Genomic DNA, 19,812 nt, shown 5'->3' with positions numbered 1-19,812 from the left:
CCCGTCAGGCCAGTTCGAATACGACGTCCTGGGCGCCTTCCCACAGCACCTTGGTGCCCAGGGCGCGCAGGTTTTCCTTGCCCTCGACGATGGTCAGGAAGTGGTTGCCCGCCAGTTGTCCCAGCTTGCTGGCGAAGCAGCAGCTCCCGTAGGCCAGGATGATCTCCGTCTCGCTGTAGCCGCCTGGGTAGAACAGGATGTCGCCCACGGACGGATGGCTCGTGTGGTTCTCGAAGTCGACACCGAGCCTGAACTCGCCCAATGGAATCCAGCAGCCCTCGCCACTCCAGCGTACGTGGATCAGCTTCTGCCGATAGGGCAGCAGCTTCAGGAACGCGGCAACGGTCTGCGGCGCATCGGGGTTGGTATCGGCGATAAAGGTGTAGCCGGCGGCGGAGATGCGGAGTCGGGTCATGATGTGATTGCCGTGATGGGAGCGGTTGGCGCCATCCGCGCCGCCGACGAGGATCGGGGAGCGGTCTGGCACCAGCTTAGTTCAGGCAATCGCCGTCATCAATGTTTCGGCCACGGCAATCAGGCTGCGGTCGCTCCCCATGGGGCCAATCAGGGATACTCCCAGTGGCGCGCCGTCGCGCCCGGATAGCGGCAGGCTGAGTTGAGGGAATCCGGTCAGCGGGGTCAGGCATAGCGTATGCGCCGCGGTGGTCCGGTAGTCTTCGAGTGCTTCCATCGGCGTCGTACGCAGTGGCGCGATGTCCGGCATCGTCGGTAGCAACAGGATGCCGTCTTGACCCAGCAGACAGCCCAGGTGAGCCGTGAACTCCCGGCGCACGGCGCTCGATTTCTCGAACTGCGCTGCCGTTACCTCCTTGCTGAACGCGAATCGGCCGGCGACATCGGGCCCCAGCTGCAGTCCATAGTTCTCGATCAGCGCGCCATCCGCCCGCCACGCCTCCCAGCCCTGCACGTAACGAAAGGCCCAGTACAGATCCGACAGCGGACGATCGGCCACGTCAACGGGCGAGGCTTTACCGAGCACGGCCTCGATGCGAGCGGTGGCGGGTGCAAGCGCCTTGCGCGCCTCGGGCGTTGGCAGTTCGAACAGGTCGGCTGCCAGCAACAGCCTGGGCCGGCTGGGCAGCGGATTGGCATCCGCACCCAGCAGGACATCGGCCACGCGCGCGAAGGTGGCGATATCCCGGGCGAAGAAGCCGCACGTATCCAGTGTTTCGCACAGTGGCATGCAGTGGGTCAGCGATATCCGGCCATGTGACGGACGTATGCCGAACAGACCGCAATGACTGGCCGGTGCGCGGACCGAGCCACCGGTGTCGGTGCCGAGCGCGAAGTCGCACAGCTTGTTCGACACTGCGGACGCCGAGCCCGACGACGAGCCCCCCGTAATGCGATCGGGCGCCGCGCCGTTGTAAGGGCCGCCGTAGTGATGGTTCTGCCCGTTCATCGAAAACGCGAGCTCGTCCGTATGGACCTTGCCGACGAACGCCGCGCCAGCATCGAGCAGTTTCTGGACGGTGGGCGCTGTGGTGGTCTTGATGCCCGAGCGTGCCAACACATGCGGATTGCCGCCGCCCGTGGGGTAGCCGGAGACGTCGAAAAGGTCCTTGACGGCGAACGTCAGGCCGCGAAGCGGGCCATTGGCCGCGTTTGGCACGGGGGCATCGGGGTAGGGCAGAAAGGCGCGCGAGGGATGGGTGGCCAGGCTCATGGGTGCGATTTCCTTGGAATCGATCAAACGGTTTCAGGCGACGCATTCGCTGGCAGCGTGCGCGGTAACCCGCACACAGCTGACGCGATGCTCATTGCCGAGCGATACGGCTTTCGGGACCTCCGACAGGCAGGCCGCACTGGCCTGTGGGCAACGTGGTGCGAACGTGCAGCCGGGCGGCAGCGCTGCGAGGTCAGGCGGCGCGCCACCGATCGTCGCGAGGCGTTCGCCACGGCCCATGCCATGCTGTCGGCTTTGCAGCAACGCGATCGTGTAGGGATGGCGCGCGTCACGCATCAGCGTGCGGATGGGGCCTTCCTCGACAATGCGTCCGCCATACATCACGGCGACGCGATCGGCGATTTCCACGGCGGCGCCGATATCATGGGTGACAAAGATGATCGACAGGCCGAGCTCGCGCTGCAGTTCGCGCAGCAGAATCAATACCTGGATCTGCACCGTGGCATCGAGTGCCGTCGTGGGCTCGTCGGCCAGCAGGATCCTGGGCTGCGCGGACAGCGCCAGCGCGATCATCGCGCGCTGACGCATGCCGCCCGACATCTCATGCGGATAGGCGGCCAGGCGTCGCTCCGGGCTGGGAATGCGCACGGATTCCAGCGCCTTGAGTGCCAGCGCACGCGCTTCCGAAGTCGATACCCCACGGTGTGTGCGGATGCATTCGACAATCTGTTGCCCAACCGTGTAGACGGGGTCCAGCGCCAGGAGTGGCTCCTGGAACACCATGGCGACGGTGCCGCCGCGCAGGCGGGCCAGCCCGCGTTTGTCGAGATCCAGCACGGACTGGCCGTCGACCTGAATCTCGCCGGATATCGTCGTGCGGCGTGGCGGGTGCAAACGCATCAAGGCGCGTAGCGTGACGCTCTTGCCAGAGCCCGACTCGCCGATCAGCGCCACGGCTTCGCCCGGCGCTACCTCCAGCGATACACCGTTGACGGCCTGGATCGTCTTGCCGCCGCTTGCGAAGGACACACGCAGATCTCGCACGGACACTGCGGGTGGATGGGAATGGAGGGGGTCGGTGGACATTGGTGTCTCCGCGAGTTCAGGGCGTGGCGGCATGCAGGTTCGTCGTCAGCCGGCGCAGCGGCAGCGAGTGGCCGCCGTCTGGCATGGCCATCAGGCATGACACTGGATGGCCGGCGAGCGCGTCGGTGAGCACAGGCTCGCGCCGCTCGCAAATGGGCTCGGCACGCACGCAGCGCGGATGGAAGCTGCAGCCCGATGGCGGATTGATCGGGTTGGGCGGATCGCCGGCCAACGGCGCGGCCAGCGTGCGCTGGTCGGGGTCCATCGAAGGCATCGATGTCAGCAGCGCCCGCGTATAGGGATGGGCCGGGTTGGCATAGACGGATTCGGTTGCGCCGATCTCCACGACCTTGCCCAGATACATGACCATGACGCGGTCGCAAAGGTAGCGAATCACATTGAGGTCGTGACTGATGAATACGTAGGTCAGGTTGAATTCGGCCTTGAGGTCCATCAGCAGGTTCAGTACCTGGGCTTCCACGGACTTGTCGAGGGCGGACACGGCTTCGTCAAGAATGACAAGGCGGGGCCGTGGCGCCAGCGCGCGCGCAATGTTCACGCGCTGGCGCTGTCCGCCCGACAGTTCGTGCGGATAGCGGCCGGCGAATCGCTTCGGCTCCAGCCCCACGCGCTCCAGCAGGTAGCGGGCGCGTTCCGTGGCTTCCCGTGCGGAAACGCCGTGGACACGTGGCGTGAACGCGATCGATTCCTCGATAGTCAGTCGTGGGTTGAGCGACGAGTAGCTGTCCTGGAATACCATCTGCACCTGACTGCGGAACGCCTTCATCGGCAATTGCCGGGAGTCGACGCCCTGTGCATCGAAGATCAGTTCGCCGCTGTCCTGCGGCGTGAGTTGCATCAGCAGGCGTGCCGTGGTGGACTTGCCGCAGCCAGATTCCCCGACGACGCCAAGTGTTTCGCCCTTGAGGACGTCGAAGCTCACGCCGTCCACGGCACGCACGACACCGCCCTTGCGCAGCGGGACCGGGGACTTCAACGGAAAGTGCTTGACCAACTGGCGCGCGATGAGCAGTGGCTGCGCCCGGCCGCCGACATCTGTGGGGGCGGTAGGCAGGGGGGCATGCGTTTCAACCATGCTTACTCCTTGATTTCCATGGCCGAGCGAATGCCATCGGCCAGCAGGTTGAACGAGATCGAGGTCAGGAAGATCATCGCGCCGGGCAACGCGGCCACCCATGGCTGGGTGTAGATGGCGGTGCGCAGGGTGTTCAGCATCAGGCCCCATTCGGGCTCCGGTGGCTTGACGCCAAGCCCCAGGAACGACAGCCCGGAAGCCAGGATCATCGAGACCGAGATCAGGCTCGTGGCATAAACGAAGATTGGGCCGAGCACGTTGTTGAGGACATGCACGCGCACGATGGTCAGCGACGATGCGCCCGAGGCGCGGGCGGCATCGACGAATTCCCGGTTGCGTACCTGCGTGGTCACGCTTTCGGCGACGCGAACGATCTGCGGCACGAACACGATGGTCAACGATAACAATGCGTTGCCAACCCCCGCGCCCAGTGTGCCGGATAGCGCGATGGCCAGCAGTACCGAGGGAAACGCATAGAGGATGTCGGTGAGCCGCATGATGACGGTGTTCGTCCAGCCACCCGCATAACCGGCGACGATGCCGATCGTGCTGCCGATCAGGAAGGCGAGCAGTACCGGCGTGATGCCCATGAATAGCGACAACCGCCCGCCAAGCATCAGGCGCGACAGCATGTCGCGGCCCAGTTCGTCGGTGCCAAGCAGGTGACCGTCGAAGCCGATCGGCTTCAATCGCTTGAGAATCGACGACGCATAGGGGTCGGCAGGCATCAGCGCCGGCGCGAAGATCGCCGTCAGGACAAGCACGATCAGGATCAGTGCGGCCAGCATCGCGAGCTTGTTGCGCAGCAGCCGGCGGCAGACCGTGGTCCAGTATCCGGGTGAACGCTCCACGGGAAGCGGTGCCACGGCCTTGTTCAATGTCATTTCCATCGTGGCGTCCTCAGTTGCGTTGGATACGGGGGTCGAACAATGTCTGCAACGCGTCGACCAGCAGGTTCAGCATCACGAAGAACACGGCCAGGACGAGAATCGTGCCCTGCAACAACGGGAAATCGCGCTGGAAAATGGCGGAGTTCAGCAGGAAGCCGGTGCCTGGCCAGGAGAACACCGTTTCGATCAGAATCGAGCCGCCAAGCAGATAGCCCAGTTGCAGGCCCATGACCGAGAGCGCCGTCGGCGTAACGTTCTTGACCACGTGACGGAATACGGCAAGGTCCGACAATCCGCGCGCACGCAGGCCGGCAATGAACTCGTTGGACAGGATCTCGGCCACCAGTGCGCGGATGGTGCGCGCCACGATGCCCATCGGAATCACCGACATCGTGACCGCAGGCAACAGCATGTACTGGATGTGTTCCCAATCCCAACCCCAGTCGCCCGAGCCGTTAGGGCCGGCGCCGGTGGCCGGCAGCCATCCCAGAAGCACGGAGAACGCAATCACCAGCACCATGCCGAGCCAGTAATGGGGAATGCTGACGCCCAGTACCGACAGGAACGACGCCACACGATCGGGCACCGAATCGCGCAGGTAGCCGGCCACGAAGCCGAACAGGCAGCCGAACGTGAAGCCGATCAGCGTGGCGACGGCGGCCAGGCGCACGGAGTTGACGACGGCTACCGACACCTCGCTCATCACGGGCCGGTTCGTGGCGATCGACGTACCGAGGTCCCCATGCAGCGCGCGCAGCAGCCAATGGAGGAATTGCTCGAGAAACGGCTTGTCGAACCCGTACAGCGCGGTCAGTTGTCGCCGCAGATCCTCGGATGCATCGGGTGGCAGCACCGACACAAGGGGATCGCCGGGGGCAATGTGGACCAGCGAGAAGCAGAGCAGGGCGACCCCAAGCAGGATCGGCAGGGCATATGCGATGCGGCGAAGCAGGTAAGTCATGGTCTATGGCCGGCTTGCGGAATAGGCAAATACGTTGGCGCGGGAAAGTGCCCCCTTCCGCGGAGGAGGGCACTGCGGCGAGTCCGTCAATCGATAGACATCGTCGCGATATCGATGAACCAGCTCTGCGGCTGCACCACCCCCTTGATCTTCCGGGAGATCGCTCGCGGGCCCACATCGTGGGCGATCAGCACGAATGGCGCTTCTTCAACGATGCGCGCGTGGAGTTTTGCCAGCGCGGCATCTCGTTCCTTTTCGCCAAACGAGGTGCGCGCGGTCTCGATCAGCTTGTCAAACTCCGCGTTGCCGAAGTAGCCCCAGTTGTTCGAAACCGGCGGCTGCGTCTTCGTGCTGACGAAGCGGACCATGGCAAAGAAAGGGTCCATCGCCGCAAAGCTCACGTTGATCGCGTTGGCGCCATGCGCGCTCGCGTCCTTCGCGCCAATGCGCCAGTTCGTGAACAGCGTGTTCCATTCGACGACGTCAAAGTCCACGTCGAAGAAGCACTCCTTGAGGTTTTGCTGTACGTACTCGTTCATGGGCAGCGGCTGCATCTGGCCGGAGCCCGATGCGGATACCTGGACCTTTACCTTCACCGGCTTGGCGGCGGAGTATCCGGCCTCCGTCATCAGCTTGCGCGCGGCCGCGGGGTCGTACTTGATGGTGAATGCCGGATTGCCCCACCACGGGTTTCCGGCTTCGACGATGCCCTTGGCCTCGGCCATGTAGCCGCCGAGCAGTGTCTTCAGGCCGGCGCGATTCACGCAAAGGTTCGCGGCCTGGCGCACGCGCTTGTCGAGCCACGGGGAATTCGGCGCGAATGACAATTGCCATGGCCACATGTGCGGCTGCGCGTTGGCGTACACATCGAAGCCACGGCTCTTGATCTGCGCGATGGCATCAGGTGCCGGGGCCTCGATCCAGTCCACCTGGCCTGACAGCAGTGCCGCGGTGCGTGCATTGGCCTCGGGCATCGGCAGCATCACGACCTTGTCGATCTTTGGCACCCGCTTGCTGTCCCAGTAGGCGGGGTTCTTGGCAAGCTCCAGGCGTTCGCGCGGGACGAATCGGGTCATCTTGAATGGGCCCGTACCCGATGCATCTGCCGCAAAGGCCACCCATGCCTGCTTGCTGCGCTCCGCCGGCTCGGTCACGGAGGCAGGGACCGCCGCGTACTTCTTCTCCCACTGGGTCGGCGACGCCATGAACAGGTTCGACACGTTGTACGGCAGGAACGAATCCGGCTCTGACGTGACGAGTTGCACGGTCATGTCATCGATCTTCTTCGCGCTACGCAACGTGGGCATGCGCGAAGCGGTGACGCCAACCTGGCTGGGGTCGAACTGCTTCGCGGTCTTGTCGAGCACCTTGTTGACGTTCCAGACCACGGCATCGGCATTGAACGGCGAGCCGTCGTGAAACTTCACGCCTGGGCGCAGCTTGAACGTCCATTCGGTCTTGTTCTTGTCGTCGACCTTCCATTCGGTTGCCAGGTCGGGAATCAGCAGGCTTGGGCCGTTGCTCTTCGACAGGTCCCACTGGGTGAGTGCGTCATACATCGGGATGCCGGTGAACCGGTTGCCTTCGAAACCCTGGTCGGGCTGGCCGAGTGTGCGCGGGATGTCAGCGGCCGTCATGCCGATGCGGAGCACCTTCTCGGCCATCGCGGCGCCGGGCAGGGCCAGCAGCGACAACGTGACGGCGGCGGAGACAGTGCGAATCGCGGCGGAAAGGCCTTTCGAATGGGAGGGCGTGGAGTAGGTCACGGGCGGGGCTCCTGAAACGGAATGGGCTGTGGATGGACATCGCTCCGTCAAGCAATTGATGTGCCAGTGGCCATGCACCATCGACGGGTGGTCATGGCCGAGACTGTCCGCACCTGTCAGTGGTCTGCTTCTTGCTCGTACCCAGGTTGATGTTCACTCACTGCAGACAACACAGACATGGATTCGCAATTCACTCCTCGCATCAATGGCGCACGCCTGTGGCAATCGCTGATGGATCTGGGCGCGCTCGGCGCCACGCCTAAGGGTGGCGTGTGCCGCATTGCGCTGACCGAAGACGACCGAAAGGGCCGCGACCTCGTGGCGAGCTGGTGCCGCGAGGCTGGGCTCGACGTGCGCGTGGACGAGATCGGCAATGTGTTCGCACGACGTGCCGGCACAGACCCCACCGCACCAGCGGTGGCCACGGGAAGCCATATCGATACCCAACCGTCCGGCGGCAAGTTCGACGGCAATTTCGGCGTGCTGGCGGGTCTGGAAGTGATGCGCACGCTCAACGATCTGGGCATTGCCACACGTGCACCGCTGGAGGTGGCGATCTGGACCAACGAGGAAGGCACGCGCTTTACGCCCGTGATGATGGGATCGGGCGTATTCGCGGGCGTATTCGATGCGGAGTTCGCCAGACGGCAGCAAGACCGAGACGGCGTGAGTGTTGGTGATGCGCTCGCAGCTATCGGCTATCGCGGCACGCAGCGTGCGGGTGAAGTGCCCGGTGGCATGTATTCGGCCTACTTCGAGGCGCATATCGAGCAAGGGCCAGTCCTGGAGGCGGCTGGCCTACCGATCGGCGTGGTATCGGGGGCACTTGGGCAGCAATGGTACGACGTGACGGTCACCGGCCAGGATGCGCATGCAGGCCCGACGCCGCTGGCCTTGCGTCACGACGCGCTGCTGGCTTCGGCGCGCATGATCGAGGCGGTGAATCGCATTGCGCGCGACGAAGCGCCGCATGGCCGCGGCACGGTGGGCTTCCTGGAGGTCACGCCGAACTCGCGCAACGTGATACCAGGGCGCGTGGATTTCTCGGTGGATGTTCGTCATCTCTCGCAAGATGGCCTTGACCGGATGGACGCAGCGATGCGTGGGGCGTTCGCCGGTATTGCCGATGCGGCGGCCGTAGACGTGGAGATTCGGCAGGTGGTCAAGTTCGAACCCTGCCTGTTCGCACCGGCGTGCGTCGATAGCGTTCGCCGCGCGGCGGTTGGGTTGGATCTGCCGCACATGGATGTGGTCAGTGGCGCCGGACATGATGCGGTGTACGTGGCACAGCGCGCACCCACTGGCATGATCTTCGTACCGTGCAAGGACGGCATCAGCCATAACGAGCTGGAGGACGCGCTGCCCGAGCATATCGAAGCCGGTGCCAACGTCCTGCTGCGAGCCATGCTGGAACACGCGCGATAAGCGCCTGCCGGCTCAGTGGGCGATCGATCGCGAGATCGCCCACGCGCATTCGACCACCAGCGGGCCGAGCTTTTTCTGCGCGTCGACCATGGTCCAGCGGCTGGCTGGTGGCGAAACATGGACCGCTCCCACTGCCTCGCCACGGCTGTTCACCACCGGCGCGGCAATTCCCATATCGCCCAGGAACAGTTCCTCCTCGTTGCACGCGTAACCGACCGTGCGGCACGCCACGACGCGCTCGAAGATGGTTTCGACGTCGGTCAGCGTGACCGGCGTGCGTGGCGTGCGCGCAGACGCTTCAAGCATCGCTCGCACACGTTCGTCCGGCAGCGTGCTCAGGTAGGCGCGTCCCGAGCTTGTGCAGTACATCGGAATCCGCATGCCCACCGGCGTCAGCACTGGCATGTGCTTGGCGGTCACGAGCTGCGCCATGTAGACCATCTCCAGGCCGACAGGCTCGGTCAGGTTGGCGGTCTCGCCGCTGGCATTGGCCAGTTGCGAGAGGTAGGGGCTGGCGATCGGAATCAGGGCGTCTGCGGCAAGGTAGTTGTAGCCGATCTCCATCACTCTGGGCGTCAGCCGGAAACGCCTCGTCTGGGGATGCTTGTCGACGTACCCGAGCCGCTCCAGCGTGTGGATCGTGCGCTGGGCGGAGCTCTTGGTCATGCCTGTCAGTGCTGCCAGCTCGGCCAACGTCAGCGTGCGATGCACGGCGCTGAATGCACGCAGTACTTCGAGGCCCTTTTCAAGGGACTGGTTGAACAGCGGGTCGGGGCGTTCTTTGTCGTCGGTGGTCATGGTCTTGGACCTGAAGTTGGCACCATCGGCGTGACCCGCTGCACCACGATGTAGATGTATTGCACCAAGATGCGGTCGAATCGATTATCGATTTCAGACCGATTGCCCATGATACGTGAGCCGGCCTATTTGCGAAGCTGCTTGGTGTTTACCCCTACAATTTCTCGGGTTGTGCTCAGTGAAATATCACACTAGTATCACTGCAACATCAAACAGATTCCGATCTGCCGTGGCGAATCCCATCCGACTGGTCGGCGCAGCCGACGCCGAACCCACAATCCCGACCCCCGCCCAGAGCGGCGCGGCCATGCGCGAACACGCATACACCGAGATCAAGCGTCGCATCATCTCGTGCGAGTTCCGGCCCGGCGAGCCGCTGAACGAGGCCCAGGTGGCCGCGTTGCTCGGTCTTGGTCGTACCCCCGTGCATCAGGCGCTGCATCGCCTGGAGGTGGAAGGGCTGGTATCGATCCTGCCGCGCAAGGGCGTGCTGGTGACGCCGCTGTCGCTCAATGAAGTGCTCGACATGATCGAAGTGCGCGCGACCAATGAGGTGCTGTGCGCCACCCTGGCCTGCGAACGCGGTCACGACAGCGATTTCAAGGCGATGCGCGACATCGTCGACCGCTCGCCCGAGTTGATCGCCAGGCGCGATATCCCAGCGCTGGCCGCTCTGGACCTGAAGTTCCACACGGCGATGTCGGCCGCCTCGCGCAACCGCGTGCTGGCCGATCTGCTGCGTGGCCTGCACGAGAAGCAGGCGCGTTTCTGGTTCCTCTCACTGTCGGATCCGCAGCACCTGGAGAACGTATACCAGGAGCATCTGGAGATCGTCAACGCCCTGGAGCGGCGCGACGTGCCGGCGGTGCGCGAGGCCATCCGCGAACATATCGACGAATTCCGGAAGAACATCATCCGGACACTCTGACCGACCCTTTTCCCCTCGTAACAAGGTAGTACGCAATGCCGACACTGCATCTTCAGGTAGCCGGCGGGGGCGCGCTCGCCCTCGACATCGAACGATTGATCATCGCTGGCTGGACCGGCCGCGACATGGACGCCGTCCAGCACCATATCGACGAACTCAAGGCGCTCGGCGTCAAGCCGCCCGCAACCGTGCCGACGTTCTATCCGCTGGCCGCCTCGCTGCTGACCACCGACGACGTGCTCGAAGTGCCGCGCGACGATTCCTCGGGCGAAACCGAGTTCGTGCTGCTGCAGGGCGCAGACGGACTCTATATCGGCATCGGTTCCGATCACACCGATCGCAAGGTCGAGGCCTATGACGTGACGGTGTCAAAGCAGATGTGCGCCAAGCCGATGGGCCGCGAAGTCTGGCGTTTTGACGAGGTGGCCGACCACTGGGACGTGCTGGAAATGCGTTGCTGGCGCGTGCGCGATGGTCAGCGTTCGCTGTATCAGGAAGGCAAGGTGACGCGCCTGCTGGACCCGCGCAACCTGATCCAGCGCCTGACCGGCGAGGCGCAACTGCCCGTGGGCACCGCAATGTTCTGCGGCACGCAGGCAGTGATCGGCGAACTGGGCCATGGCGAAGCGTTCGAAGTGGAACTGCACGACCCCGTGCGCAACCGCACGCTGCGCCATGCATATCGCGTGGAATCACTGGCGGTGGCCGAATGAGCGCGCCGACCATTGCCCAACTGGCCGCAGCGCTGGCTGCAGGCCGCACCACGAGCGTGGGGCTGACCGAGGCCGCGCTGGCTAATATCGCCCGGCATCAGCAGGCGGGCGGATCGGCCTTCATGATGGTCGATGCAGAAGGCGCGCTGGCCCAGGCACGTGCGGCCGATCAGGCGCGCAGCGCGGGCCTTGTGGCCTCGCCGCTGGCCGGGCTGCCGATCTCGATCAAGGACCTGTTCGACGTTCGCGGTCAGGTCACGCGTGCCGGATCGAAGGCCCTCGACGGCGGTGCGCCGGCGCAGGCTGACTCGCCCGCCGTGGCGCGACTACGTGCCGCTGGCGCGGTGCTGATCGGCCGTACCAATATGAGCGAGTTCGCGTTCTCGGGCCTGGGGCTGAATCCGCACTACGGCACGCCGCGCACGCCGTTCGACCCCGAGCGTGTTGCCGGTGGATCGACATCGGGTGGTGCGGTGAGCGTGGCCGAAGACATGGCTGTCGCTGCGCTCGGCACCGATACCGGCGGCTCGATCCGCATTCCGTCGGCATTCTGCGGCTTGACTGGTTTCAAGCCGACGGCGCGTCGCGTGCCGCTGGACGGCGCAGTGCCGTTGTCGACGTCGCTCGACTCCGCAGGGCCGCTGGCGCGCTCGGTTGCCTGTTGCGTGGCGATGGATGCGGTGCTGAGCGGCGAGACGCTGGATACCCGCGCGGCGGACCTGCGTGGACTGCGCTTCTACGTGACGCGCGATTTCGTCTGCGATGGTCTCGACCCGGAAGTGGCGCAGACGTTCGAAGCCGCACTGGCAAGGCTGTCAGCCCAGGGCGCCACGATCGTTCCATTCGACTTCCCCGAACTGCGCCGCCTGCCGGAGATCAATGGCGGTGGAGGCCTGACCGCGGCCGAGTCGTGGGCCTGGCATCGCACATTGCTGGCGGCCAAGGGTGACCAGTACGACCAACGAGTGGCACAGCGCATTCGCCGGGGCGAGAAGCAGTCGGCGGCGGATTACATCGACTTGCTGGCCGCGCGATGCGCGATGCAACAGCGTGCCGCCGTCTTGCTGCGTGACGCCGATGCATGGCTGATGCCGACCGTGGCCGTACGCCCGCCGCGTCTCGATGCCCTCGAACGCGACGAAGACTTCTTCGCGGTCAACGGCCTGGTGCTTCGCAATGCAAGCGTGATCAATTTCCTCGACGGCTGTGCGGCGACACTGCCAGCCGGCGAAGGTATTGGCCTCGGCGTGTGCGGCCTGCATGGCAGTGACGCGCGCGTGTTGCAGGTGGCCGCGGCCATCGAACGCGCCTTCGATTGATGCGCTGATCCTTCTTTCCGCCGGATCCCACGGCTAGCACAACGCAAGACCGAGAGGGCCGCGCCAACGCAGCGCGGCCCCGCCCACCACACCCAAGGAGTAGTCACAGATGTCCATCGTGATGAGCGGCGCCCCTGGCGCCCCGGAGAGCCTGCCTGCCGCGGAACTGGCTCAGCAACGCAACGAGGCGTATCGCAAGATTACCGTGCGCCTGATCCCTTTCCTGGTCTTCCTGTTCATCCTGGCTTGGATCGACCGCGTCAACGTCGGCTTTGCCAAGCTGCAGATGCTGCAGGACTTGCAGTTCAGCGAGGCCGTGTACGGGCTGGGCGCGGGAATTTTCTTCATCGGCTACTTTCTGTTCGAGGTGCCGAGCAACCTGCTGCTCGAGAAGATCGGCGCCCGCAAGACGCTGGCGCGCATCACGATCCTCTGGGGCCTGGCGTCGATGGCGATGATCTTCGTGAAGACGCCGATGCAGTTCTATACGCTGCGCTTCGTGCTCGGTGTCTTCGAGGCGGGCTTCTTCCCGGGCGTGGTGCTGTACCTGACGTACTGGTTCCCGGCCGCGCGTCGCGCACGCATCAATGGCCTGTTCATGACCTCGTTCGCAATTGCCGGCGTGGTGGGCGGCCCGCTGGCCGGCTTCATCATGAGCGCGATGGACGGTGTGGATGGCCTGGCCAACTGGCAATGGCTGTTCGTGATCGAAGGGATCCCTTCGGTGCTGGCGGGCATCGCGGTGCTGATGTATCTGCCGGAGAAACCGGTCAACGCGAAGTGGCTGACGCAGCAGGAGCAGACCATCGTCACGCGCGACGTGGAAGCTGAGGCGCGTGACCCCAACAAGCACTCGTCCCTCAAGGACGCCTTCGCCAATGCACGCGTGTGGATCTGCGCGGCGATTTACTTCTGCGTCGTCAGCGGCAACGCCACCATCGCATTCTGGTCGCCATCGATCATCAAGGAACTCGGCGTACAGGGCAACCTGCAAATCGGCCTGGTCTCCGCAATCCCGTTCGTGGCCGGCACCATCGCCATGGTCCTCAACGGTATCCACTCGGACCGCACCGGCGAGCGCCGCATGCACTGCGCGATGGCAACACTGGTGGCAGCCGTGGGCCTGACGCTGACCGGCTTCCTGCTCCACAGCGCCGTGCTGGCCCTGATCGCGCTGACGATCGCCTCCATCGGCATCCTGGCCGCCTTCCCGGTGTTCTGGTCGCTGCCGTCGGCATTCCTTGCCGGCACCGCAGCCGCAGGCGGCATCGCGCTGATCAACTCGATTGGCAATCTGGCCGGCTTCGTGGCGCCGTACATGATTGGTTGGTTCAAGACCAGCACCGGCCAACTGGCCGGCGGCCTGTACTTTGTGGCCGCACTGGAAGCCTGCGCGACGGTACTGGTGATCGCTTTCATCCGCGCCCGCCACTGATCACGGCGCAGGATGCCCGCAGGGCGGGCAGGGGACTGGATTCCCCTGCCGCCTTGCGTTACAATCCGCTTCCTTATTGCGCCGCAGGCAGAAGTTACGCCAGCGGCACGGACGGTGTCCCGGCGCCTAGTCGCCGCAAGCAAGAAAAGGCGGGCAGTTCCAGCCGCCTTTTTTGCTTTGTCGACCACCGTCCAAGGACCGCGAGGGTGGCGAAATTGGTAGACGCACCAGGTTTAGGTCCTGACGCCAGCAATGGTGTAGGGGTTCGAGTCCCCTCCCTCGCACCACTTATCTAAAAAGTTACTCATCAGTAACTTTTACACTCCCCCGCAAAGTCGCACCACCAGACGCCGCAATCCTAAGCCCAGCAAGGCCTGGCGGGAATTTGGCGCGTTATCGCATCACCCGCCACACATCACTCCACGACACTGTGGAATCACGCCGCGCTCCCCGAAATTTTGCCGCGAACTCCCCGCGGTGTTTCTATGGCATTCATCCCAAAGGTTGCGAACGATTGGCGAGCGCAAGTCTATGTCAAGGGTCACATACACGGCCGATCGGTTTAACGATGGCGTCGCTGTTACTGCCTAGTCCACGTCTGACAGCGGCAGAAGCTTGCTGAGAGCGTATTCCACATGAAAAGACGGAGGGATCCTCTCGCGGAAGGGGGGGGCGATCGCATAGATGTGGCAACGTCTAAAGTTGGGCAAAATCCCTCACATGCAAATAACTGGGAGACCGACGTGGGAGCCATGCAAAAAATTGTCGCACTGGTAGGTCTGGCCTGCTTTAGCGTGTCGGTCTTCGCAAAGTGGGAGTACTCCGAGAATGAAGACAAGATGCGTGGCACCAAGGTCAAGTATGCCGCTCTGGCAAGTGACAACCTTGTGCCGTTAGATTTTCCCTACAAACCAGGCACCCGGTTGAACATCATGATCCGCAAGAAGTCTGGTGCCAAAGACGAGGTCATACTCCAGGTCGACAAAGGGCAGATTCCGTGCGGCTACAGTGGCTGCAAGGTTTCTGCAAAGTTCGACGAAGGACAAGTTCAAACCTACGCTGGTGCGGGCACTGATTCTGGACGCAGCGATGTCATCTTCGTCGAAGCTAGTGCCAAATTCCTCAAGGCCCTGAAATCTTCGAAGAAGGTCATCGTCGAGGTTCAGTTTTTCCAGTCTGGCAGGCAGCAGTTTGAGTTCGATTCGTCTGGACTCGAATGGAAATAGGCGACCGTGCGTAACACCCTTGATCAGTACGTCCAGCCGGAGAACTGGCTCACTCATGCGCTGGCGTGCTGCCTTGAAGCTGATCGCGGCCTGATGGCGTGACTCATCCAGTGGGCGACGGGCAAGCTCCCGCCTCGCGGTCAAGTCTTGTGCATTGTCGAGCAGAGTTGGCAGGGGGGCGGACTCGGATAAGCCAGATGATCTGCGTCGCAGCTTGCCGGATGCGTGGGTTTATCCCGACGAAGGCTGGACGCTATGCATCGAGTCGAAAGTCGCGCTAAACGTCGATATTAACCAATTGCCGCGGCACATGAAGACCGCCGAGTGGCGAACGTATGTGCCGCGACAAGTCGCAATTTCTCTGGAAGCTGCGACGTCGCCATTAACCAGGTCGATGCGGGGTCCGTCATGATGCGGGATGTTAGCGTCCCCCTAAGCTTCCGCCACCGTCTATGCCGATCACCTGGCCAGTAACGAAGGAGGCCCCGTCCGAGATGAGGTACGAGATCAAGGACGCTACTTCCTCCGGCTTGCCCAGTCGCTGCATGGGAATCGTAGCGAGAATCCTTTTCTCCTCGTCGCTACCGACGGGGTGCGTCAAACGGAAGAGCTCCGTTTCAACCGGGCCCGGAGCAACGGCGTTGGCGGTAATGCCGAGCGGTGCGAGTTCGAGGGCCCAAGTACGGGTGACCCCAATCAGCGCGCTCTTTGCGGCAGCATATGACGTTCTATCGCGTGCGCCGTGAATCGCGCGACTGCAAACGTTCACGATGCGTCCTGCTGGCGACTGTTTCAATGAGGGAAGGCAAGCCTGTGTAACTTGAACTGCAGCGCGCACATTCAAGTCGAATACCGTTTGGAGAGATGGCAGGTCGAGAGATTCCAGTTTTTGCGGAAGGGCGATGCCAGCGTTATTGATCACCGCATCAATCCTTGATGCCGCCACGACTTGGGCCAGTACTGCGTCGGTTTGCTGGATGTCCGCCAAATCAGCTGTAAGAAGCTGACCGGGAAAGCCCTCAATTGCATGGCGGGCAACGCCGATAACGCTCCAGCCAAGTTGCTGCAAATGCTTGCTCAAGGCCAGTCCAATCCCCTTCGTTGCGCCAGTTACAAGAGCTGTTCGCCGCTCCGCCATGTCATGTTCCCGATCAAAGTAGCGAGTAATGGTACAAGAAGCAGGAACAGCGGAAGCCAAAGAAGCACTGATGCCAGCGCTACGTGGAGCGCCACTTTTGTGGCCGGGCTGTGTTCCAACGCCCCCATCGCGCCGGCCTAACTGACGGCTCTTGGTCAGTCTCTGCCGACTGCCCAGCGCTTGAGCCTCGCTGGCTCTGGGCTGTTGCGCACGGCACGGAATGATCGATTCAGCCCAAACATCGATCGTCCGCAGGACGGAGTCTGATGGGCGCGCCGGGTTGTTGCCAGCAGAGTTGATGATGACTGCCACGGCTAGCCCCTGGCGTGGTTCAACGCGAATTCCTGGCTTAGACCGCTACTGGTCAGCTATGCGTACGCGCGAAAGCCGTAATAGCCCAGATTCGAGTGGACGGGGCGCCATCTCCGTGCGGTCGTGGGCGGAACGATCCAGCGCGCGCATCCGTAACTGTTCGACCCTGCCAGTTTTCTGGATCGGGCTTGGTCGGCCATCTCCAGCTCCCTCGTCATGACGTGCATGGATACTTGCTGCATTGCGGCACGCTGTCTCCGTCGCCCCAATGATTGAGTAGCGCCAACAGCCGCCGCGCCAGTCTAGCAATACGAAAGGTTGATTGATCTATCGGCCGGTTTGCACGAATACTCAGCCAAAGTTAGTTCATCCCGCATCCCCATGGTGAAGTGGAGACAGGAACCATGACATTTGGCACAGCACAGATTGGATCGACGTCGCGCTATCGCACGAGCATCATGGTATCGGGCCACGCCATCACGGCCGATGAGCCCCGTGCGCTCGGCGGGCAAGGGGTTGGCCCGGCACCCTATGATCTATTGCTGGCAAGCTTGGGAGCGTGTACTGCCATCACACTCAGGATGTATGCCGAGCGCAAGGGCTGGCATTTGGAGTCGCTGGAGGTCTCCATGCGGCTTGTCGGGACTGACGCGCTCCGTATCGAGCGGACGCTTGTCATGAAAGGTTTGGAAGAGAGCCAGCGAATGCGCATGGCGGAGATTGCCGAGCGAACGCCCGTCACGAAGACGCTGCGGTCCGGGTTGCCGATCGACACGCGCCTGGCTTGACGTCGACGTGTTTCAGGCAGGCCGCCTTCAGGCATTCCCGAGCTGGCTGGCAACGAACCCGCCGGACGCTGGGCGGAAGAGGAGAGCGCTCATATGATCCAGCAGAATACAGGCGGTGTCGGGTCGCGCAGACATCAGATGTTTCCCGTTCTGACGCCGATTCAGGTTGAGGCGGCTAGCCGATTCGCAAGCGGTCCGCCGCGCGTGTTCGCATCGGGTGAGACTGTCTTTGCCACGGGGGACAGGAACGTACCGGTTTGGCTCGTGCTGGATGGTTCCATTGATGTTCTGCGCCGCAATGGCCTGGACGAGAGCGCGCCCATCACTACCCATCGCGCGGGGCAGTTTACCGGAGAGGTCAGTCAGATCGATGGCCGTGCGTCGCTTGCGCTGGCGCAGGCGGGTCCGGACGGCGCCACGCTGCTGCCATTCGATCCACCGCACTTGCGCGCGCTGATGATCGGATCGGCGGAGGTTGGCGAAATCGTCATGCGCGCATTGATCTTGCGGCGCGTCAGCCTGATCGAGCATGGTGGCTCGGGTACGATTTTGATTGGTGCGTCAGATGATTTGCACCTTCTGCGCCTGCAGGGATTTCTGACCCGTGGCGGCTACCCCAATCACATCATGGACCCTCGGGTCGACGGTGATGGGCGTAGCTTCGTCGAGCGGATGGCGCTTCTTCCTACCGACATGCCGCTGGTGGTCTGCCCCGGTGGCGCAGTATTGAAGCGGCCGGACGAGCGTGAACTGGCGGCCTGCCTCGGCATTCTCCCCAAGATCGAGCAGCGGAAAACCTACGACGTTGCCGTTGTGGGTGCGGGTCCGGCCGGGTTGGCGGCTGCGGTCTATGGCGCTTCGGAGGGCCTCTCGGTGATCGTTCTTGACGAGCGCACCATGGGCGGGCAGGCCGGAGCGTCGGCGCGAATCGAAAACTATCTTGGCTTTCCGACCGGCATCTCGGGGCAGGCGCTCGCAGGCCGCGCATTCACCCAGGCCCTGAAGTTCGGGGCCGAGGTGGCCATCCCCGTGAGTGTGGGGCGGCTGGATCGCGATGGGGATCGGCTGACGCTGGGGCTCTCCGATGACTCGACAGTGGCAGCGCGCACTGTCGTGATCGCTTCAGGTGCTGCCTACCGGCAACCAGACATCGCCGGCCTCAGGCATTTCGAAGGCGCTGGGGTCTCCTATTGGGCATCTCCGATCGAAGCGCGCTTGTGTGCAGGCAAGGAAATCGCCCTTGTCGGCGGCGGCAATTCGGCGGGCCAGGCGATCGTGTTTCTTGCTCCGCACGTGAAGCGGCTTCACGTATTCGTGCGGCGAGAGCTTTCGGAGACGATGTCGCGCTACCTCATCAATCGTATTTCTGCGTTACCCAACGTCGACATTCATGTCGGCACGGATCTGATCGGACTCGCACCCCATGGTGAGACGCTTGCCAGCGCCACAGTTCGCGATCGCGCCAGCGCGGCGTTGACGCAGTACGAAATCTGCCATCTCTTCCTGTTCATCGGCGCGACACCGCATACCTGCTGGCTCAACGGTTCATTAGCGATGGACGACAAGGGCTTCATCTTGACTGGTGGATCGACGTCTTCGCTCGAGACCAGCATGCCCGGAGTCTTTGCCATCGGCGACGTCCGAGCGGGCTCGACCAAGCGGGTGGCCGCCGCAGTCGGCGATGGGGCTGCCGCCATTTCACAGATCCACAATTACCTCAGCAAGCAGGCCAAGGAGGCGGCGTGAAAACTTGTGACCATGCGGATACGATCCGTGACGTCGTACCAAGCGCCCGGGGTTGCGAAGAATGTCTGAACGTGGGCAGCACGTGGGTGCATCTTCGGTTGTGCCGGGCGTGCGGTCACGTTGGTTGCTGCGACAACTCTCCCCTCAGGCACGCCCGTGCGCATTACGAGAAAACCGGACATCCAATCATCGAGGGATACGACCCTCCTGAGGGATGGGGGTGGTGCTACGTCGATCGGGAGGAAGTCACGCTTCCGGACCAGACGCCGCAGCTAGGGCCGATTCCACGGTTCGTCTGATGGCCGGGTGTGCAGTCGCGCCGCCCTTGGAGCGCGTCGCTGGATGAAATTCGAAGTTCAAAAAATTTGATTGATTTGTGCGTGAATCCGACGATTCAAGTCCGGGGTCCGCCGCTATAGTTCCCCGCATGGCGCAAAAACAAGCCAAAAACGCCGCCAAACAGTGCAACCGCGCAACGCAGGTTCAATTGCTGAATTTAGTTGAATAGACTTGCTGCGCAGCCCCAGGATTGCAACG

At 63.1% G+C, this 19,812-nt stretch carries 18 protein-coding genes and 1 tRNA gene; 10 read left to right on the top strand and 9 right to left on the bottom strand.

The window, feature by feature from the left end; translation table 11 throughout:
* Window positions 1–4: 4 nt before the first annotated feature.
* From RMET_RS09715 to RMET_RS09685, 7 genes are all read right to left on the bottom strand, one after another.
* Entirely contained in the window at window positions 5–415 is a 411-nt protein-coding gene (locus tag RMET_RS09715) for a DUF3830 family protein (RefSeq protein WP_008651568.1), read from the bottom strand.
* A gap of 81 nt (window positions 416–496) precedes the next feature.
* Entirely contained in the window at window positions 497–1,687 is a 1,191-nt protein-coding gene (locus RMET_RS09710; protein WP_011516667.1) for an amidase, read from the bottom strand.
* Window positions 1,688–1,720: 33 nt separating this feature from the next.
* Window positions 1,721–2,734, bottom strand: coding sequence for an ABC transporter ATP-binding protein (locus RMET_RS09705; protein ID WP_011516666.1), 1,014 nt, complete (start codon window positions 2,732–2,734; stop codon window positions 1,721–1,723).
* A 16-nt stretch (window positions 2,735–2,750) separates the two neighbouring features.
* Complete coding sequence (locus RMET_RS09700; RefSeq protein ID WP_011516665.1) at window positions 2,751–3,830, bottom strand: ABC transporter ATP-binding protein; 1,080 nt, start codon at window positions 3,828–3,830, stop codon at window positions 2,751–2,753.
* A gap of 2 nt (window positions 3,831–3,832) precedes the next feature.
* Window positions 3,833–4,720, bottom strand: a complete 888-nt coding sequence (locus RMET_RS09695; protein ID WP_008651572.1) for an ABC transporter permease — start codon at window positions 4,718–4,720, stop codon at window positions 3,833–3,835.
* Between the two features lie 10 nt (window positions 4,721–4,730).
* Window positions 4,731–5,681 carry an ABC transporter permease gene (locus RMET_RS09690; protein ID WP_011516664.1) on the bottom strand — a complete coding sequence of 317 codons (951 nt, stop codon included), beginning with the start codon at window positions 5,679–5,681 and terminating at the stop codon, window positions 4,731–4,733.
* Between the two features lie 86 nt (window positions 5,682–5,767).
* Entirely contained in the window at window positions 5,768–7,345 is a 1,578-nt protein-coding gene (locus RMET_RS09685; RefSeq protein ID WP_231138515.1) for an ABC transporter substrate-binding protein, read from the bottom strand.
* Between the two features lie 279 nt (window positions 7,346–7,624).
* Here RMET_RS09685 and RMET_RS09680 point away from each other — a divergent pair, with 279 nt between their 5' ends.
* Window positions 7,625–8,872 carry a Zn-dependent hydrolase gene (locus RMET_RS09680; RefSeq protein WP_011516662.1) on the top strand — a complete coding sequence of 416 codons (1,248 nt, stop codon included), beginning with the start codon at window positions 7,625–7,627 and terminating at the stop codon, window positions 8,870–8,872.
* 12 nt (window positions 8,873–8,884) lie between these two features.
* On the opposite strand, the gene RMET_RS09675 is transcribed toward RMET_RS09680, so the two are convergent.
* Window positions 8,885–9,670: an IclR family transcriptional regulator gene (locus RMET_RS09675; RefSeq protein WP_011516661.1), complete on the bottom strand. Its 786-nt coding sequence runs from the start codon at window positions 9,668–9,670 to the stop codon at window positions 8,885–8,887.
* Window positions 9,671–9,899: 229 nt separating this feature from the next.
* Between RMET_RS09675 and RMET_RS09670 the strand changes: the two genes are divergently transcribed.
* From RMET_RS09670 to RMET_RS09645, 6 genes are all read left to right on the top strand, one after another.
* On the top strand, window positions 9,900–10,598 hold the full coding sequence (locus RMET_RS09670; RefSeq protein ID WP_017514871.1) for a GntR family transcriptional regulator: 699 nt from the start codon (window positions 9,900–9,902) through the stop codon (window positions 10,596–10,598).
* Between the two features lie 35 nt (window positions 10,599–10,633).
* Entirely contained in the window at window positions 10,634–11,311 is a 678-nt protein-coding gene (locus RMET_RS09665) for a DUF2848 domain-containing protein (RefSeq protein WP_011516659.1), read from the top strand.
* Window positions 11,308–12,630, top strand: coding sequence for an amidase (locus RMET_RS09660; protein ID WP_011516658.1), 1,323 nt, complete (start codon window positions 11,308–11,310; stop codon window positions 12,628–12,630). The genes RMET_RS09665 and RMET_RS09660 overlap by 4 nt, the downstream gene beginning before the upstream one ends.
* Before the next feature lie 109 nt (window positions 12,631–12,739).
* The gene (locus RMET_RS09655; protein ID WP_008651583.1) at window positions 12,740–14,065 is read left to right on the top strand and encodes an MFS transporter; all 1,326 of its coding nucleotides are present in this window, start codon (window positions 12,740–12,742) and stop codon (window positions 14,063–14,065) included.
* Between the two features lie 200 nt (window positions 14,066–14,265).
* Window positions 14,266–14,352 (top strand) — tRNA-Leu (locus RMET_RS09650).
* Window positions 14,353–14,808: 456 nt separating this feature from the next.
* Window positions 14,809–15,291, top strand: a complete 483-nt coding sequence (locus RMET_RS09645; RefSeq protein WP_152560274.1) for a hypothetical protein — start codon at window positions 14,809–14,811, stop codon at window positions 15,289–15,291.
* Window positions 15,292–15,712: 421 nt separating this feature from the next.
* Here the strand turns inward: RMET_RS09645 and RMET_RS09640 are convergent, their stop codons facing one another.
* A complete protein-coding gene (locus RMET_RS09640) occupies window positions 15,713–16,429 on the bottom strand; it encodes an SDR family oxidoreductase (RefSeq protein WP_011516655.1) in 717 nt (238 codons plus the stop codon).
* A 716-nt stretch (window positions 16,430–17,145) separates the two neighbouring features.
* On the opposite strand from RMET_RS09640, the gene RMET_RS09635 reads away from it, so the two are divergent.
* The 3 genes from RMET_RS09635 to RMET_RS32190 all read left to right on the top strand — a co-directional run bounded on the left by RMET_RS09635 (window position 17,146) and on the right by RMET_RS32190 (window position 19,574).
* Window positions 17,146–17,529, top strand: coding sequence for an OsmC family protein (locus RMET_RS09635; RefSeq protein ID WP_008651585.1), 384 nt, complete (start codon window positions 17,146–17,148; stop codon window positions 17,527–17,529).
* A 93-nt stretch (window positions 17,530–17,622) separates the two neighbouring features.
* Window positions 17,623–19,275, top strand: a complete 1,653-nt coding sequence (locus RMET_RS09630; protein WP_011516654.1) for an FAD-dependent oxidoreductase — start codon at window positions 17,623–17,625, stop codon at window positions 19,273–19,275.
* On the top strand, window positions 19,272–19,574 hold the full coding sequence (locus tag RMET_RS32190) for a UBP-type zinc finger domain-containing protein (protein ID WP_011516653.1): 303 nt from the start codon (window positions 19,272–19,274) through the stop codon (window positions 19,572–19,574). Before RMET_RS09630 ends, RMET_RS32190 begins: the two co-directional genes overlap by 4 nt.
* The last annotated feature ends 238 nt before the right edge of the window (window positions 19,575–19,812 follow it).

Origin of the sequence: Cupriavidus metallidurans CH34, assembly GCF_000196015.1 — a bacterium.
Lineage (GTDB): Bacteria > Pseudomonadota > Gammaproteobacteria > Burkholderiales > Burkholderiaceae > Cupriavidus > Cupriavidus metallidurans.
The sequence above is the reverse complement of the archived record's forward strand: the minus strand, read 5'-3'. Positions and strand labels throughout refer to the sequence as shown.